Source organism: Paracoccus aminovorans, assembly GCF_900005615.1.
GTDB classification, from domain to species: domain Bacteria; phylum Pseudomonadota; class Alphaproteobacteria; order Rhodobacterales; family Rhodobacteraceae; genus Paracoccus; species Paracoccus aminovorans.
Map to the genome: position 1 here is coordinate 1,206,858 of NZ_LN832559.1, position 15,005 is coordinate 1,221,862.

Below are 15,005 nucleotides of genomic sequence, written 5' to 3' on the forward strand. Positions count from 1 at the left end.
GGTTTTCCCGCATCATGACATTTTCGTCAACCGGCGCTCTGGCCGGCGCCGGCGGCGAACCGCCCCGCAATGGCGGCGTTGTCTGCACGGCACGAAATGCTTATGCCTTTGCCAAAGCCATCAGAAGGAGAACCCCATGGCCGAGATCAAGGATCCCGAGAACACGGTCATCATCGCGCTGAAGGACGGCCCGGTGGTGATCGAGCTGCTGCCCGACGTGGCGCCCAAGCACGTCGAGCGCATGAAGGAACTGGCTCGGGCCGGCAAATACGACAACGTGGCCTTCCACCGCGTGATCGAGGGCTTCATGGCCCAGACCGGCGACGTGGAACATGCCAACATGGAAAGCGACTACAACCCCGGCCGCGCCGGCACCGGCGGCTCGGACCTGCCGGACCTGCCGGCCGAGTTCTCGCGCCTGCCGCATGACCGCGGCACGCTGGGCGCCGCGCGCTCGATGAACCCGAACTCGGCCAACAGCCAGTTCTTCATCAACTTCAAGGACAACCATTTCCTGAACGGCCAGTACACCGTCTATGGCCGCGTCATCGAGGGCATGGAGCATGTCGACAAGATCGCCCGCGGCGAGCCGCCGGCGAGCCCCGACCGGATGATCTCGGTGAAGGTGGCGGCCGATGTGGAATAAGCTGCTGATCCCCGCGCTGGTTCTGGGCGCGGCCTCGGCGCATGCGGCGGGCCTGCCGGGCGTGACCGACGGGCCGGGTCCGAACCTGGTGATCGAGGTCGCCGACGCCAAGGGCGCCGCCAAGGGCAAGATCGTGCTGGATCTCTACAACGACAAGGCGCCGAAACATGTCGAGCGTCTGGTCGGCCTGGCGAAATCCGGGGCCTATGACGGGGTGGTGTTCCATCGCGTGATTGACGGCTTCATGGTCCAGACCGGCGACGTGGAATTCGGCAAGCATGGCGGCGACACCGCGCGCGCCGGCATGGGCGGCTCGAACCTGCCGGACCTGAAGGCCGAGTTCAACGATGTCAGCTTCCAGGCCGGCACCGTGGGCATGGCGCGCTCGCAGGATCCGAACAGCGCCAACAGCCAGTTCTTCATCGACCTGGCCCCGGCCGAGTTCCTGGACAACCAGTATACGGTCGTGGGCCAGCTGGTCGACGGCTGGGATGTGCTGAACGCCATCAAGAAGGGCGATCCGGCCGCCAATGGCGCGGTGGTCGAGCCCGATTACATGGTCAAGGTCACGGTTCAGGAGTGATCCGGCCGACCCGACCCAGAAAGCCCCGCCCTCGCGGGGCTTTTCCATCGCAGGAGGACCGATGACCACGCTTTACATCGACGCCGACGCCTGCCCGGTGAAAGCCGAGGCCGAGCGCGTCGCGACAAGGCTGCGGCTGCCGATGGTGCTGGTCTGCAACGGCGGGCTGCGGCCCTCGGCGAACCCTTTCGTCAGCTTGCGGATCGTCCCCGACGGCCCGGACGAGGCCGACAAGTGGATCGCCGCCGAATGCGGGCCGGGCGACGTGGTGGTGACCTCGGACATCCCGCTGGCCGACCGCTGCCTCAAGGCCGGGGCGCAGGTGGTCCAGCCGGACGGCGAGGTGCTGACCCTGGCCAATATCGGCGGCAGGCTGGCCACGCGCGACCTGATGCAGGACCTGCGCGCCTCGGACCCGTTCCTGCAGGGCCGGGGCGGCGGCTTCGGCAAGGCCGAACGGGCGCGTTTCCTGCAATCGCTCGATCGGGTCATGGCGGCGGCGCAGCGGGTGCGCTAGGGTCGGGCGGGGGCAGGCGCCGTGCTGAATCCTGTTGCCATTTGACTGATAAGCACATGATATACTCTCATTCCGATTGCCGCCGGGCGGGTATGCCGCGGCGTCTCGACATGGAGAGCGTGCATGTGCCTGACCTGTCTTGAAGCCGTCGCGAGCACCGGCACGGTGCGCTTCTGCCAATGCGGCAGTCCCCAGACCCTGGCCGCCATGGCCCGGATCGAGGCCGACATCTCGCGTCGGCAGATGATCGGCGGCATGGCCGCGGTGGTCGGCATGTTCGCGGGCTTCGGCCTGGCCCCGCGCGAGCTGCGGGCCCAGACCCCGGAGCGGCTGCTGCTGCTGACCAACCTGCGGTTCTTCGACGGCCAGACCCTGTCGCTGCGCGAGGGGGTCGAGATCCTGGTCGATTCGGGCCGCATCATCGGGTTGCCGGGCGTGGGGCAGGGGCCGCAGGAGGCCGAGCGCATCGACTGCGGTGGGCGCACGGTGATCCCGGGCCTGATCGACTGCCACTGGCACGCGACGCTGGCGGGCGTCAGCCAGGTCGTGGCGATGACGCAGGATATCGGCTTCGTGCACCTGATGTCGGGCAAGCTGGCCGGCGAGACGCTGATGCGCGGCTTTACCACCGTGCGCGACGTCGGCGGGCCGGCCTTCGGGCTGAAGGCGGCCATCGACCGCGGCGTCGTCACCGGGCCGCGCATCTTCCCCTCGGGCGCGATCCTGTCGCAGACCTCGGGCCATGGCGATTTCCGCTTCCTGAACGCGCTGCCGATGATGCCCTCGGACCCGGCGGACTATGCCTCCCGCCAGGGCATGACGGCGCTGGCCGACGGCGTTCCCGAGGTGCTGCGCCGCGCGCGCGAGCAGCTGATGAAGGGCGCGAGCCAGATCAAGATTTCGGCCGCCGGCGGCGTCGCCTCGCAATACGACCCGCTGGAAGCGCTGCAATATACCCTGGACGAAATGCGGGCGGCGGTGGATGCGGCCAGCGACTGGGGCACCTATGTCTGCGCCCATGTCTATACCGCGCCCGGCATCCGCCGCTGCATCGAGGCCGGGGTGAAATCCATCGAGCACGGCCAGCTGGCCGACGAGGATACCGTGCGGATGATGGCCGATCACGGCACCTGGTGGTCGATCCAGCCCTTCCTGGCCGACGAGGACGCCAACCACTATACCGAGCCCAAGGCCGTCGCCGCGCAAAAGGCGGTGGCCGACGGCACGGTGCAGGCCTTCGAATGGGCCGACAAGCATCGGGTGAACTGGGCCTTCGGCACCGACATCCTGTATGGCGGCAGCGAATCGCAGGGCCGGCAGCTGGCCAAACTGGCGCGCTTCATGTCGCCGCTGGCGGCGCTGCATCGCGCCACCGGCGCCGCGGGCGAGCTGCTGGCGATGTCGGGCGCGCGCGCGCCCTATGACGGGCGGCTGGGCGTGATCGCCGAGGGCGCGCCGGCCGACCTGCTGGTCATCGACGGCGATACCGAGGCGAACCTCGACTGGCTGGCCGATACCGCCAATCTGCGGCTGATCATGAAGAACGGCCGCCTGTTCAAGAACGAGTTGCAAGGGGGGTAAGGATGCGCGGATTCCTGGCGGCCGCCGCGGCGGCGCTTTCCACGGGGCTTGCGCCCGCCATGGCGCAGGACTGGTCGGGCCAGATCACGCCCTATGTCTGGGGCGCGGGCCTGGGCGGCGACGTGACTCCCTTCGCCGGGGCGCCGACGCTGTCCTTCGACAAGTCGCTGTCCGAGGTGCTCGAGGATACCGACGGCGCCTTCTTCCTGTCCGGCTTCGCCCGGCGCGACCGGCTGGTGCTGATGGGGGATTTCAGCTGGTCGTCCAGCTCCAAGGCGGGCGTCCTGCCGCCGGGCGTGCCGGCCGAGGGCAAGGTCACCCAACGCTCGCTGACGCTGCTTGCCGGCTGGCGCGTGGTTTCCAACGACCGCATGACGCTGGATGCGCTGGCGGGTGCGCGGGCCTGGCGGGTCGAAAGCCGGATCAAGGTGGCCGGCGGCGCGATCCAGGCCTCGCCCGGCAAGGATTTCATCGATCCGATCCTGGCCTTGCGGGCCAATGTGGCGCTGGCGCCGCAATGGTCGGCGATCCTCTACGCCGATGTCGGCGGCTTCGGCGCGGGGTCCGAGCACACCAGCCAGTTCCTGGCCACGGTGAATTACCAGGTCACCGACCAGCTTTACGTCTCGGGCGGCTATCGGCAACTGAACGTCGATTATCGCGACGGCGGCACCAGGCTGGACGTGACCATGGCCGGGCCGATCCTGGGCGCCACCTGGCGCTTCTGACGAAAAGGCCGGGGTCGCCCCCGGCCTTGCCGCCTAGCCCAGCTGCACCATGCGGTGCTTCTTCTTGCCGACAGAGACCTTCAGCCCGTCGCCGATCAGCGCCGCGTCCACCGCCAGCTGCGGGTCGCTGACGGGGTCGTTGTTCAGCCGCAGCCCGCCCTCGGCGATCAGCCGCTTGGCCTCTTTCCCCGAGGCGGCGATGCCGGTTTGCGCCAGCAGCTGCACCACCGACAGGGGCAGCGCCTCCGCGCCGACCGTCACCACCTCGAGATCGCCGCCGGCGCCGCCCTGCTCGAACACCTCGCGCGCCGTCGCCTCGGCCGAGGCGGCGGCCTCGGCGCCGTGCAGAAGCGTCGTCACCTCGTTCGCCAGGATGATCTTGGCGGCATTGATCTCGGACCCCGACAGCGCGCCGAGGCGGTCGCATTCCGCGACCGGCAGATCGGTATAGAGCTTCAGGAACCGGCCCACGTCGGCGTCGGTGGTGTTGCGCCAGAACTGCCAGAACTCGTAGGCGCTCAGCATCGCGCCGTTCAGCCAGACCGCGCCGCCCTGCGACTTGCCCATCTTGCGCCCGTCCGAGGTGGTCAGCAGCGGCGAGGTCAGGCCCCAGATCTCGCCGTCCAGCACGCGGCGGGTCAGGTCGATGCCGTTGACGATATTGCCCCACTGGTCGCTGCCGCCCATCTGCAGCCGGCAGTCGTAGCGGCGATACAGTTCCAGGAAGTCATAGGCCTGCAGGATCATGTAGTTGAATTCGAGGAAGCTCAGCGATTGCTCGCGATCCAGCCGCGACTTGACCGATTCGAACGACAGCATCCGGTTGACGCTGAAATGCCGGCCGATGTCGCGCAGGAAATCGAGGTAGTTCAGCCCGTCCAGCCATTCGGCATTGTTGAGCATCATCGCGCGGCCCTCGCCATAGTCGAGGTAGCGGGCAAAGACCTGCTGCATGCCGTCGATGTTCGCCTGGATCGCGTCCGGGGTCAGCAGCGGACGCTCCTCGCTGCGGAAGCTGGGGTCGCCGACCTTGGTGGTGCCGCCGCCCATCAGGGTGATCGGGCGGTTGCCGGTGCGCTGGAACCAGCGCAGCATCATGATGTTCAGCAGGTGCCCGACATGCAGGCTGGCCGCCGTCGCGTCATAACCGATATATGCCGTCACCGGGCCGTTGATCAGGGCGTCGTCCAGCGATTGCAGGTCGGTGCAGTCCGCCAGATAGCCACGCTCGATCATCACGTTCAGGAAGTCGGATTTGGCATGGTAGGTCATGGGCTTTTCCTTTCGAATGGCGCGGATATACCGTTGGGGCGAAAAAAGGGAAAGCAGGATGATCCGTGCGCTGGGGATGATGTCGGGCACCTCGCTGGACGGGGTGGATGCGGCGATGATCGAGACCGACGGCATCCGCATCGCCGGCTTCGGCCGCAGCGCCTATCGCGCCTATTCCGGCAATGAATCGGGGCTGCTGCATGCCGCGCTGGGGCAATGGCCGGGCGGGCCGGCCGTGGCCGAGGCGGGGGCGCTTTCCGTCGCCGCCCATGCCGCGCTGGCCGAGGGTTTCCCCGAGGCGGAACTGGTCGGCTATCACGGCCAGACGCTGGCGCATGATCCGGGCACGAAGACGCAAAGGGGGCGGGGCACGCATCAGGCCGGCGACGGTGCTGCGCTGGCGCGCCGGCTGGGGCGGCGCGTGGTCTGGGATTTCCGCAGCGAGGACGTGCGGCGGGGCGGCGAGGGCGCGCCGCTTGCGCCCTTCTTCCACTGGGCCTGCGCGGCATGGGCGGCGGCGCAGGGCCATCTGCCGGCCGAGTCGGTGGGGTTCCTGAACCTGGGCGGCGTCGGCAACCTGACCGTGGTGGATCCCGCGGCCGGGGCGCCCGAGGCGCCGGGCGCCTGCATCGCCTTCGACACCGGCCCGGCCAATGCGCCGCTGAACGACCTGATGCGGGGGCGGCGTGGGCTGGCGCGGGACGAGGGCGGGCATCTGGCCCTGCAGGGCAGCCCCGACGAGGATGTCCTGGCCGATTTCCTGCGCCATCCGCATTTCGCCCGGCCTTTGCCGAAGTCGCTGGATCGCGACGCCTTTGCCGGAACGCTGGACGTGGCGCATCTGGGCGATGCCGATGCCGCGGCCACGCTGACCCATGCCGCGGCGGCGGCGGTGGCGGCGGGGCTTGCGCTGCTGGAGCGGGTGCCCGGTCGGGTGCTGGTTTGTGGCGGAGGCCGGCACAATGCCGCGATGATGGCGGCGCTGGCGGCGCGGCTGCCCTGCGCGGTGGCGCCGGTCGAGGCGGCGGGGCTGGACGGCGACATGCTGGAGGCGCAGGCCTTTGGCTGGCTGGCGGTGCGGGTGTTGCGCGGCCTGCCGACCTCGGGGCCGGGGACGACCGGGGCGCCGGAGCCGGTCTGCGGCGGGCGGATCAGCCCGCCCGGCCGGAGTCTGGGGTCCGGTTGAGGGGCATGGATTTCAGCGCCTTGCCGGTGGCGAAGTTCCGCCTTTGCCGCTTTCGGCGGCATTTTCCGGGAACGAAGCCGAAAAAGCCGCGTTGGGTCCGCATCTGACGGCCTCGCGCCGTCTGTGACGAAGACAACCGGAAAGGACAGCGTCCATGAAACCTCTTGTCATTGCCGCGACGACCCTGGCTCTGGCGGGCGCCGCGCTGGCGCAAAGCGATCCCGCCGCCACGGCCGTTACCCCCGCCGAGCAGGCGCAGGATGCCGCCAACACCGCCGAACAGGCGGCGGACCAGGCCGCCACGGCTGCGGATCAGGCCGCCGACCAGGCCGGCGCCCCGGCCGAGCAGGCCGCAGATGACGCCGCCGCGGCGGCCGACAACGCTGCCGACGCTGCCGCCACCGCGGCAGACGATGCGGCCAATGCCGCCGCCGGGATGGGCGAGCAGGCCGCGGATGACGCGGCAGCCGCCGCCGACGATGCTGCGGCCAGCGCCGACAGCGCCGCGCAGGAAGCCGCCGACGCGGCGACCGAGGCTGCGCCGGTCACGCCGCCCGACGTGAATGCGCCCGCGATCTCGGAAGCCGAGCCCGGGGTGCTGTCGAGTTGGGTGACCAGCCGCCGCATCTGGACCACCAACCAGCCGTCCTCGACCGAATGGGTCGATCCGCAGCTGGAAGAGCGCCCGGCCGAATGGCAGGACATCGCCAAGGTGAACGACATCGTGCTGGATGATTCGGGCCAGGTCGTGGGCTATATCGCCGATATCGGCGGCTTCCTGGGCATCGGCGCCAAGAAGGTGCTGCTGGGCGAGAACGCCATCCACCTGGTGACGGTGGGCAACGACACCTTCTTCGCCACCAACTACACCAAGGCCGAGCTGGAAGCGCTGCCGGACTTCGACGAAAAGACCGTGCGGAAATAAGCCGGTTCGCGGCTTTGGAAGACGGCGGGGGGTGCTTTCGGGCGCCCCTTCGGCTTTTTGCGCAAGAACGGCCTTGACGCCATCCGCCCCCGTGCGTAAACCCCCTCGCACCCCGGACGGCGATCCGGGGAAATGGTCTGCGCGGTTGTAGCTCAGTTGGTTAGAGTACCGGCCTGTCACGCCGGGGGTCGCGGGTTCGAGCCCCGTCAACCGCGCCACCATTTCCGGATATCGCCAAGAAAAGCGCGGTTGTAGCTCAGTTGGTTAGAGTACCGGCCTGTCACGCCGGGGGTCGCGGGTTCGAGTCCCGTCAACCGCGCCATTTTCATCCGTTCCGAAAGGCTTGAACGGTCGCGTTTTCGTCGCGGCCGCATGAGTATTTGAAGAACGAAGAAGGCCGGGCCGCGCGCGGTTGCCCGGCCGGCGTCGCGGGTTTCAGGGGCTTTTCAAGCCGAGCCAATTCCCTATGCTGGCGCCAGAGAGACGGAGGGCCCATGGCACGCGGAATCGATTACGGCGGGATGATGCATCGCTCGATGGTGCGGCTGATCGCCGATGTGCTGGCCCAGGTCGCGGCCGAGGGCCTGCAGGGCGAGCACCATTTCTTCATCACCTTCGATACTCGCGATTCCGGGGTCGAGATGGCCGACTGGCTGCGCGAGCGCTATCCCGAGGAGATGACCATCGTCATCCAGCACTGGTTCGAGAATCTGGAGATTTCGGACGAGGGTTTCCGCATCACCCTGAACTTCGGCAATTCGCCGGAGCCGCTTTACATCCCCTTCGACGCGCTGCGCACCTTCGTGGACCCTTCGGTCGAGTTCGGTCTGCGTTTCGAGAACCACGAGGAGGAAGAGGACGAGTCCGACGAGGAGGACGAATCCGAAGCTTCGGGCGCGGATGAGCCGAATAGCGGCGCCGAGGTGGTCAGCCTGGACAAGTGGCGCAAGTGATCCGCGGCCTGCGCATGGCATGCGACGGCATACAGATTGCGAATCCCCGCCGTCTTGCCTAGAACCCCTCGCGACACCGTGAGGGAGCATGCGATGACCAAGACCACCCGCACCGAGACCGACAGCTTCGGTCCGCTGGAAGTCCCCGGCGACAAGTATTGGGGCGCGCAGACCCAGCGCTCGATCCAGAACTTTCCCATCGGCTGGGAAAAGCAGCCGGTCGCCATCGTGCGCGCGCTGGGCGTGATCAAGCAAGCCGCGGCGCAGGTGAACATGGCGACGGGCAATCTGGACCCGAAGCTGGGCGAGGCGATGGTGCAGGCGGCGCAGGAAGTCGTGGCCGGCAAGTTCGACGACAACTTCCCGCTGGTGGTCTGGCAGACCGGCTCGGGCACGCAGTCGAACATGAACGCGAACGAGGTGATCTCGAACCGCGCCATCGAGATCCTGGGCGGTGAGCTGGGTTCCAAGAAGCCCGTGCACCCGAACGACCATGTGAACATGGGGCAATCCTCGAACGACACTTTCCCGACCGCGATGCATGTCGCCATCGCCATGCAGGCGCGCGACGTGCTGATCCCGGGGCTGGAAAAGCTGCACAAGGCGCTGGTCGCGAAGTCGGAAGAGTTCAAGGACATCATCAAGATCGGCCGCACCCATACCCAGGATGCGACGCCCCTGACCCTGGGCCAGGAATTCGGCGGCTATGCCCATCAGGTTGCCAAGGGCATCGAGCGGGTGAAGCTGGCGCTCGGCGACATCTATGAGCTGGCGCAGGGTGGCACCGCGGTCGGGACCGGGCTGAACACCAAGAAAGGCTGGGACACGGCCATCGCCGCCGAGATCGCCAAGATCACCGGCCTGCCCTTTGTCACCGCGCCGAACAAGTTCGAGGCGCTGGCGGCGCATGACGCGATGGTGTTCTTCTCGGGCGCGCTGAAGACGGTGGCGGGGTCGCTGTTCAAGATCGCCAACGACATGCGGCTGCTGGGTTCGGGGCCGCGCTCGGGCCTGGGCGAGCTGATCCTACCCGAGAACGAGCCGGGGTCCTCGATCATGCCGGGCAAGGTGAACCCGACCCAGGCCGAGGCGCTGACCATGGTCTGCGCCCACGTCATGGGCAATGACGCCGCCATCGGCTTTGCCGGTTCGCAGGGCCATTTCGAGCTGAACGTCTATAACCCGATGATGTCCTACAACGTGTTGCAATCCATGCAGCTTTTGGGCGACGCGGCGGGGTCGTTCACCGACAACATGGTCGTGGGCACGCAGGCGAACATTCCGCGCATCGACAAGCTGATGAAGGAATCGCTGATGCTGGTGACGGCGCTGGCGCCGACCATCGGCTATGACAACGCCACCAAGGTCGCCAAGACCGCGCATAAGAACGGCACCACGCTGCGCGAGGAGGCCATCGCCCTGGGTCTGGTCGATGGCGAGACCTTCGACAAGGTGGTGCGTCCCGAGCAGATGGTCGGTCCGGAGGACTGATGCGCGCCGTTCCGCAGCTGATGTTCCAGGGTGACATGGAGGGGGCACTGGCGCTGTGGCGCCGCGCCTTTCCCGACATGGTGCTGCGTCCCGGCAATCCGGCCGAGGTCGAGATCGCCGGCCAGAAGCTGCGGCTTTTCGACAGCCCGCCCATGCATGGTTTCGGCTTCACCCCCGCCTTTTCGCTGCTGATCGTCTGCGACGATGCCGATCAGGTCGCCCGGCTGGCCGAGGTCCTGGGCGAGGGCGGGCAGGTGCTGATGCCCTTGGGGCGCTATGATTTCTCGCCCTGCTACGCCTGGGTCGCGGACCCCTTCGGCGTCAGCTGGCAGCTGATGGTCGAGCCATGAGCGGCAAGGTGGTCAACCTGCGGCAGGCCCGCAAGACCGCCGCCCGCGACGCCGCCCGCAGGAAGGGCGACGAGAATGCGGCCAGGTTCGGCCGCGACAAATCCCAGAAGCTCGCCGAGAAGGACGCCGCCGTGCGTGCCGCCCGCCATCTGGACCAGCACCAGCGCGAGGCTTCCGACCATGACGACGAATGATTCCATCGCAGAAGCTCTGCGCCTGCCGGCCATGGCGCCGCCGGCCAAGCGCTCGGTCACCATCGGCGGGCATCGCACCTCGGTCAGTCTTGAGGATGCATTCTGGCGCGAATTGCGGGGGATCGCGCAGGACCGCGGCCGCACCGTGGCCGCGCTGATCGCCGGGATCGATGCCGCCCGGCCGCCCGCGGTGGGGCTGGCGACGGCGCTGCGGCTGTATGTTCTGGCGGAGATCCGGCAAAAGCTTGCAGCGCAGGGGCTGGCTGACTAAAAGCCGCCTCACATATCCAGAATTGGGAAAGACCATGGCAGGCCATAGCAAATGGGCCAATATCCAGCATCGCAAGGGCAAGCAGGACAAGCTGCGCTCGAAGCTGTTTTCGAAACTGGCCAAAGAGATCACCGTCGCCGCGAAGATGGGCGACCCTGACCCCGAGAAGAACCCGCGTCTGCGCCTGGCGGTGAAAGAGGCGAAATCGAACTCGATGCCCAAGGACGTGATCGACCGCGCGATCAAGAAGTCGATGGGCGGCGATGCCGAGAACTATGACGAGATCCGCTACGAGGGCTACGGCCCGAACGGCATCGCCATCATGGTCGAGGCGATGACCGACAACCGCAACCGCACCGCCTCCAACGTGCGCAGCTATTTCACCAAATACGGCGGCGATCTGGGGCAGAGCGGCTCGGTCAGCTTCATGTTCGACCGCAAGGGCGAGATCATGTATCCGGCCAGCGCCGGCGATGCCGATACGGTGATGATGGCGGCGATCGATGCCGGCGCCGAGGATGTCGAGAGCGACGAGGACGGGCACTGGATCTATACCGCCGACACCGATCTGGCCGAGGTCTCGAATGCGCTGGAGGCGGCTCTGGGCGAGTCGGAATCGGCCAAGCTGATCTGGAAGCCGCAGGCGCCGACCGAGATCGATCTGGAGACCGCCACGAAGCTGATGAAGCTGATCGATGCGCTGGAAGAGGATGACGACGTGCAGAACGTCACCGGGAACTTCGACATTCCCGAGGATGTGGCGGCGCAATTGGAGTGACGCCTCCGGCGGGAGTATTTGGGGAACAGAGAAATCAGGGTCGCAGGTCTGCTGCGGCCCTTTTTCTGATCGCGGCGGTGAGGGGCGTAAGGGCAGGCACCATGGCGCGCTGGACGTGCCAGTAGAGCGGGACGTCCAGCGGCAGGTCGGGCAGGAGCGGGCGCAGGCGGGGCGCGGCCATGGCTTCGGGGATCATGCCCCAGCCCAGGCCCAGTTCCACCGCGCGGGCGAAGGGTTCCGAGGCCGGGATCAGGTGGCCGGGCAGGTGCAGGCGCTTGCCGGTGGCCTTTTGCACCCAGCGGGATTGCAGCCCGTCCTTGTGGTTGAAGATCACCGCCGGGGCAGCGCGCAGGGCGGGCTCGGTCACGCCGCCGGGGAAATGCCGGGCCAGGAAATCGGGCGTCGCCAGTGCCAGATAGCGCATCGCCCCGAGCGGCAGCACGTCGCAGCCCGGCACCGGTTCGGGGTCCGAGCTGATCGCGGCCGAGACCTGGCCCTGGCGCAGCCCGTCGCGGGCGTGGTCCTGATCGTCCAGCACTAGGTCGTAGAGCACCGGCAGCGCCGCCATCGCCGGGGGGAACCAGGTCGCGAGGCTGTCGGCGTTCACCGCCAGCCGCAGCGTGGCCGGGCCGGAGGCGGGGCGCAGCGCGGCGTCGAGCGTGTCCTCCAAGAGCCGCACCTGGTCGAGGTGCTGCATCAGCCGCAGGCCGGTTGCGGTGCCGCGCGCCGGCGGGCCGCGATGGATCAGCACCTGGCCCATGCGTTCCTCGAGCCCCTTGATGCGCTGCGACACCGCCGAGGGGGTGACGTTCAGCGCTGCCGCCGCCGCCTCGAAACTGCCGCGGCGGATGATCTCGGCCAGTGCGGCGAGGGCGGGATAGTCGAGCATAAGGCAGCCTTAATCAGCGTAATCATTTTGAATTTGCCTGAATTGGGGCGCCCGGGCAAGAACGCGGCGAAGGAGACAGCCATGCATGCCTATCTCGCCGGTCTCGGCACCTCGCTTTCACTGATCGTCACCATCGGGGCGCAGAATGCCTTCGTGCTGCGGCAAGGGCTGATGCGGCGCTATGTGCTGGCGACCTGCCTGTTCTGCGCCGCTTCGGACGCGCTGCTGATCGCGGCCGGGGTGCTGGGGGCGGGGGCGCTGGCCGGCCGCGCGCCCTGGGTGCTGGAGGCGATGCGCTGGGGCGGTGCGGCCTTCCTGCTGGTCTATGGCGCCCGGGCTTTTCGCGCCGCCTGGCGCGGCGGCGAAAGCCTGCGCGCCGGGCAGGGTGCCGCCGGCCTGGCCGCGACGCTGGGGGTGCTGGCGGCGCTGACCTGGCTGAACCCGCATGTCTGGCTGGATACGGTGGTGCTGATCGGCTCGATCTCGGCCGGGTGGCCGGACCGGACCGGCTTCGCCATCGGCGCGATCAGCGGATCGGTGCTGTTCTTTTTTGCGCTGGGCTATGGCGCGCGCTGGCTTTCGCCGGTGTTTGCCCGGCCGGCGGCCTGGCGGGTGCTGGATGCGCTGGTGGGGGCGATGATGTGGAGCATCGCGCTGGGATTGGTGCTGCGGGGCTGAGACCTGCGCCTTGGGCGGACGGCCCGTCGCGCGGGCCGCCCCTTGGGTCAGTGCTCGACGGCGCCGCCGCCCTGGCGTTCGGCCGCGAGCCGCGACAGGATGCCCGTCTGGGTGATGCGGCCGCCGCCTTGCAGCGGCATGGCCTCGGCGCCGCTGGCGGCCAGGCTGCGCATCACCTCGCGCACCGGGGTTTCGCGGTCGATTGGCGTGCCGGGAGCCTCGCCGGGTTCGGCCATGTCCTCGGCGGTCAGCACGGCCAGCGGGTTCATGTGGGCGACGAAATCCTCGACATAGGCGTCGACCGGATTGGCGATGATCTCGCGCGCGGTGCCGACCTGCACGATGCGGCCGCCCTCCATCAGCGCGATGCGGTTGCCGATGCGGAAGGCCTCGTCCAGGTCGTGGCTGACGAAGACGATGGTGCGGCGCAGGCGTTTCTGCAGCTCCAGAAGCTCGTCCTGCAACCGGGTGCGGATCAGCGGGTCCAGCGCCGAGAAAGGCTCGTCCATCAGAAGGATCGGCGCCTCGGTGGCGAAGGCGCGCGCCAGGCCCACGCGCTGCTGCATCCCGCCCGAGAGGTCGCCCACCTTGCGGTCGGCCCATTCGGTCAGGTTCACCGTCGCCAGCTGCGCATCGACGCGCTTGGCGCGCTCGGCCGCGGGCATGCCGCCCAGTTCCAGCCCCAGGCCCACGTTCTCGCGCACGGTGCGCCAGGGCAGCAGGCCGAATTGCTGGAAGACCATGGCGATGCGTTCGCGCCGCAGCCGGCGCAGCTCGGCGCCATGCGCCTTGCTGACCGAGGCCATGCCGTTGCCGTCCCAGACCCGCACCTCGCCGCGGCACACCGCGTTGAGCCCGTTGACCGCGCGCAGAAGCGTGGACTTGCCCGAGCCGGACAGGCCCATCAGCACCAGGATCTCGCCTTCCTTGACGTTCAGGCTGCAATTGTGCACGCCCAGGACCTGGCCGGTCTCGGCCTTGATCGGTCCGCGGTCCATGCCGCGGTCCATCAGCGGCAGCGCGGCCAGCGGCCGGTCGCCGAAGACGATGTTGACGTTGTCGAATTCGACGGCGTTGCGTTCAGTCATTGTGTTTCCCCACGCGCAGCATCCGGTCCAGCATGATGGCGACCACGACGATGATGAAGCCGCTCTCGAAACCCAGGGCGGTGTTCACGCTGTTCAGCGCCCGCACCACCGGCACGCCCAGGCCCGAGGCCCCGACCAGCGCCGCGATGACGACCATCGACAAGGACAGCATGATGGTCTGGTTCAGCCCGGCCATGATCTGCGGGGCGGCGCAGGGCAGCTCGACCTTCCAGAGCAGTTGGCGCGGCGTGGCGCCGAAGGCGATGCCGGCCTCGACCAGCGCCTGCGGGGTCGAGCTGATGCCCAGGTGGGTCAGCCGGATCGGCGCCGGCAGCACGAAGATCACCGTGGCGATCAGGCCCGGCACCATGCCGATGCCGAAGAAGACGATGGCCGGGATCAGGTAGACGAAGGTCGGCAGCGTCTGCATCAGGTCCAGGACCGGCCGCATCCAGGCGTAGAGCCGGGGCCGGTGCGCCGCGGCGATGCCGATCGGCACCCCCACCGCCATGCAGACCACGCAGGCCGACAGCACCAGGGTCAGCGATTGCATGGTCTCGTCCCAATAGCCCTGGTTCAGGATGAAGAGCAGGCTGAGCAGGACCAGCAGGCAGGTCTTCCAGCTGCGCTGCAACGCCCAGGTCAGGGCGACGGCCAACAGGGTGAACACCAGCGGATGCGGGAATTCGAGAATGTTCAGGATGCCGTTGATCAGCCCCTCGAGCAATTTCGAGATGGCATCGAAGATGACCGAGGCATTGTCTTTCAGCCAATCGAATATGGCCTTGGCGGTCCGGCCGACAGGGATCTTGGTGTCGGTCAACAAAGCGGTGATTTTGTCCATGCGTCCTTTACTACCGTTCGGGGTCGTCCAG

At 68.0% G+C, this 15,005-nt stretch carries 18 protein-coding genes and 2 tRNA genes; 16 read left to right on the forward strand and 4 right to left on the reverse strand.

Translation table 11 applies throughout. The annotated features are described in order from the left end of the window. The first annotated feature begins 136 nt into the window (after positions 1-136). From JCM7685_RS06095 to JCM7685_RS06115, 5 genes are all read left to right on the forward strand, one after another. A complete protein-coding gene (locus JCM7685_RS06095) occupies positions 137-646 on the forward strand; it encodes a peptidylprolyl isomerase (RefSeq protein ID WP_074966526.1) in 510 nt (169 codons plus the stop codon). Then, positions 636-1,229: a peptidylprolyl isomerase gene (locus tag JCM7685_RS06100; RefSeq protein ID WP_074966527.1), complete on the forward strand. Its 594-nt coding sequence runs from the start codon at positions 636-638 to the stop codon at positions 1,227-1,229. Before JCM7685_RS06095 ends, JCM7685_RS06100 begins: the two co-directional genes overlap by 11 nt. A 61-nt stretch (positions 1,230-1,290) precedes the next feature. After that, a complete protein-coding gene (locus JCM7685_RS06105; RefSeq protein ID WP_074966528.1) occupies positions 1,291-1,746 on the forward strand; it encodes a YaiI/YqxD family protein in 456 nt (151 codons plus the stop codon). Between the two features lie 123 nt (positions 1,747-1,869). Further along, positions 1,870-3,327 carry a metal-dependent hydrolase family protein gene (locus JCM7685_RS06110; protein WP_074966529.1) on the forward strand — a complete coding sequence of 486 codons (1,458 nt, stop codon included), beginning with the start codon at positions 1,870-1,872 and terminating at the stop codon, positions 3,325-3,327. Between the two features lie 2 nt (positions 3,328-3,329). Then, positions 3,330-4,055 (forward strand): hypothetical protein, encoded by a 726-nt coding sequence (locus JCM7685_RS06115; RefSeq protein ID WP_074966530.1) that lies wholly within the window; start codon positions 3,330-3,332, stop codon positions 4,053-4,055. Between the two features lie 33 nt (positions 4,056-4,088). Here JCM7685_RS06115 and tyrS read toward each other — a convergent pair whose 3' ends face one another. Then, positions 4,089-5,327 carry a tyrosine--tRNA ligase gene (tyrS, locus tag JCM7685_RS06120; RefSeq protein WP_074966531.1) on the reverse strand — a complete coding sequence of 413 codons (1,239 nt, stop codon included), beginning with the start codon at positions 5,325-5,327 and terminating at the stop codon, positions 4,089-4,091. Between the two features lie 58 nt (positions 5,328-5,385). On the opposite strand from tyrS, the gene JCM7685_RS06125 reads away from it, so the two are divergent. The 10 genes from JCM7685_RS06125 to JCM7685_RS06170 all read left to right on the forward strand — a co-directional run bounded on the left by JCM7685_RS06125 (position 5,386) and on the right by JCM7685_RS06170 (position 11,475). Then, complete coding sequence (locus JCM7685_RS06125) at positions 5,386-6,513, forward strand: anhydro-N-acetylmuramic acid kinase (protein ID WP_074966532.1); 1,128 nt, start codon at positions 5,386-5,388, stop codon at positions 6,511-6,513. Between the two features lie 154 nt (positions 6,514-6,667). Continuing rightward, positions 6,668-7,438 (forward strand): PRC-barrel domain-containing protein, encoded by a 771-nt coding sequence (locus tag JCM7685_RS06130; RefSeq protein WP_074966533.1) that lies wholly within the window; start codon positions 6,668-6,670, stop codon positions 7,436-7,438. A 141-nt stretch (positions 7,439-7,579) separates the two neighbouring features. After that, a tRNA-Asp gene (locus JCM7685_RS06135) sits at positions 7,580-7,656 on the forward strand. 27 nt (positions 7,657-7,683) lie between these two features. Then, positions 7,684-7,760: transfer RNA gene (locus tag JCM7685_RS06140), tRNA-Asp, on the forward strand. Positions 7,761-7,932: 172 nt separating this feature from the next. Continuing rightward, entirely contained in the window at positions 7,933-8,391 is a 459-nt protein-coding gene (locus tag JCM7685_RS06145) for an SspB family protein (RefSeq protein WP_074966534.1), read from the forward strand. A 93-nt stretch (positions 8,392-8,484) separates the two neighbouring features. Continuing rightward, entirely contained in the window at positions 8,485-9,882 is a 1,398-nt protein-coding gene (fumC, locus tag JCM7685_RS06150; RefSeq protein WP_074966535.1) for a class II fumarate hydratase, read from the forward strand. Further along, a complete protein-coding gene (locus tag JCM7685_RS06155; protein WP_074966536.1) occupies positions 9,882-10,232 on the forward strand; it encodes a VOC family protein in 351 nt (116 codons plus the stop codon). Before fumC ends, JCM7685_RS06155 begins: the two co-directional genes overlap by 1 nt. After that, complete coding sequence (locus JCM7685_RS06160) at positions 10,229-10,426, forward strand: DUF4169 family protein (protein ID WP_074966537.1); 198 nt, start codon at positions 10,229-10,231, stop codon at positions 10,424-10,426. Before JCM7685_RS06155 ends, JCM7685_RS06160 begins: the two co-directional genes overlap by 4 nt. Beyond that, positions 10,413-10,697 (forward strand): ribbon-helix-helix domain-containing protein, encoded by a 285-nt coding sequence (locus JCM7685_RS06165; RefSeq protein ID WP_083412597.1) that lies wholly within the window; start codon positions 10,413-10,415, stop codon positions 10,695-10,697. The genes JCM7685_RS06160 and JCM7685_RS06165 overlap by 14 nt, the downstream gene beginning before the upstream one ends. A 34-nt stretch (positions 10,698-10,731) precedes the next feature. Continuing rightward, the gene (locus JCM7685_RS06170; RefSeq protein ID WP_074966539.1) at positions 10,732-11,475 is read left to right on the forward strand and encodes a YebC/PmpR family DNA-binding transcriptional regulator; all 744 of its coding nucleotides are present in this window, start codon (positions 10,732-10,734) and stop codon (positions 11,473-11,475) included. Positions 11,476-11,509: 34 nt separating this feature from the next. Here the strand turns inward: JCM7685_RS06170 and JCM7685_RS06175 are convergent, their stop codons facing one another. Continuing rightward, positions 11,510-12,364, reverse strand: coding sequence for a LysR family transcriptional regulator ArgP (locus tag JCM7685_RS06175; RefSeq protein WP_074966540.1), 855 nt, complete (start codon positions 12,362-12,364; stop codon positions 11,510-11,512). Positions 12,365-12,445: 81 nt separating this feature from the next. Between JCM7685_RS06175 and JCM7685_RS06180 the strand changes: the two genes are divergently transcribed. Next, positions 12,446-13,042 (forward strand): LysE/ArgO family amino acid transporter, encoded by a 597-nt coding sequence (locus tag JCM7685_RS06180; RefSeq protein ID WP_074966541.1) that lies wholly within the window; start codon positions 12,446-12,448, stop codon positions 13,040-13,042. A gap of 47 nt (positions 13,043-13,089) precedes the next feature. On the opposite strand, the gene choV is transcribed toward JCM7685_RS06180, so the two are convergent. Together choV and choW are read right to left on the reverse strand one after the other, a co-directional pair. Continuing rightward, a complete protein-coding gene (gene choV, locus JCM7685_RS06185) occupies positions 13,090-14,130 on the reverse strand; it encodes a choline ABC transporter ATP-binding protein (RefSeq protein WP_074966542.1) in 1,041 nt (346 codons plus the stop codon). Then, a complete protein-coding gene (gene choW, locus JCM7685_RS06190; RefSeq protein ID WP_074966543.1) occupies positions 14,123-14,974 on the reverse strand; it encodes a choline ABC transporter permease subunit in 852 nt (283 codons plus the stop codon). Before choW ends, choV begins: the two co-directional genes overlap by 8 nt. Positions 14,975-15,005 lie beyond the last annotated feature (31 nt).

Excerpts from the sequence above, each read along its gene's own strand:
- JCM7685_RS06095 (WP_074966526.1), top strand. The coding sequence starts at position 137 with ATGGCCGAGATCAAGGATCCCGAGAACACGGTCATCATCGCGCTGAAG.
- JCM7685_RS06100 (WP_074966527.1), top strand. The coding sequence starts at position 636 with ATGTGGAATAAGCTGCTGATCCCCGCGCTGGTTCTGGGCGCGGCCTCG.
- JCM7685_RS06105 (WP_074966528.1), top strand. The coding sequence starts at position 1,291 with ATGACCACGCTTTACATCGACGCCGACGCCTGCCCGGTGAAAGCCGAG.
- JCM7685_RS06110 (WP_074966529.1), top strand. The coding sequence starts at position 1,870 with ATGTGCCTGACCTGTCTTGAAGCCGTCGCGAGCACCGGCACGGTGCGC.
- JCM7685_RS06115 (WP_074966530.1), top strand. The coding sequence starts at position 3,330 with ATGCGCGGATTCCTGGCGGCCGCCGCGGCGGCGCTTTCCACGGGGCTT.
- tyrS (WP_074966531.1), bottom strand. The coding sequence starts at position 5,327 with ATGACCTACCATGCCAAATCCGACTTCCTGAACGTGATGATCGAGCGT.
- JCM7685_RS06125 (WP_074966532.1), top strand. The coding sequence starts at position 5,386 with ATGATCCGTGCGCTGGGGATGATGTCGGGCACCTCGCTGGACGGGGTG.
- JCM7685_RS06130 (WP_074966533.1), top strand. The coding sequence starts at position 6,668 with ATGAAACCTCTTGTCATTGCCGCGACGACCCTGGCTCTGGCGGGCGCC.
- JCM7685_RS06145 (WP_074966534.1), top strand. The coding sequence starts at position 7,933 with ATGGCACGCGGAATCGATTACGGCGGGATGATGCATCGCTCGATGGTG.
- fumC (WP_074966535.1), top strand. The coding sequence starts at position 8,485 with ATGACCAAGACCACCCGCACCGAGACCGACAGCTTCGGTCCGCTGGAA.
- JCM7685_RS06155 (WP_074966536.1), top strand. The coding sequence starts at position 9,882 with ATGCGCGCCGTTCCGCAGCTGATGTTCCAGGGTGACATGGAGGGGGCA.
- JCM7685_RS06160 (WP_074966537.1), top strand. The coding sequence starts at position 10,229 with ATGAGCGGCAAGGTGGTCAACCTGCGGCAGGCCCGCAAGACCGCCGCC.
- JCM7685_RS06165 (WP_083412597.1), top strand. The coding sequence starts at position 10,413 with ATGACGACGAATGATTCCATCGCAGAAGCTCTGCGCCTGCCGGCCATG.
- JCM7685_RS06170 (WP_074966539.1), top strand. The coding sequence starts at position 10,732 with ATGGCAGGCCATAGCAAATGGGCCAATATCCAGCATCGCAAGGGCAAG.
- JCM7685_RS06175 (WP_074966540.1), bottom strand. The coding sequence starts at position 12,364 with ATGCTCGACTATCCCGCCCTCGCCGCACTGGCCGAGATCATCCGCCGC.
- JCM7685_RS06180 (WP_074966541.1), top strand. The coding sequence starts at position 12,446 with ATGCATGCCTATCTCGCCGGTCTCGGCACCTCGCTTTCACTGATCGTC.
- choV (WP_074966542.1), bottom strand. The coding sequence starts at position 14,130 with ATGACTGAACGCAACGCCGTCGAATTCGACAACGTCAACATCGTCTTC.
- choW (WP_074966543.1), bottom strand. The coding sequence starts at position 14,974 with ATGGACAAAATCACCGCTTTGTTGACCGACACCAAGATCCCTGTCGGC.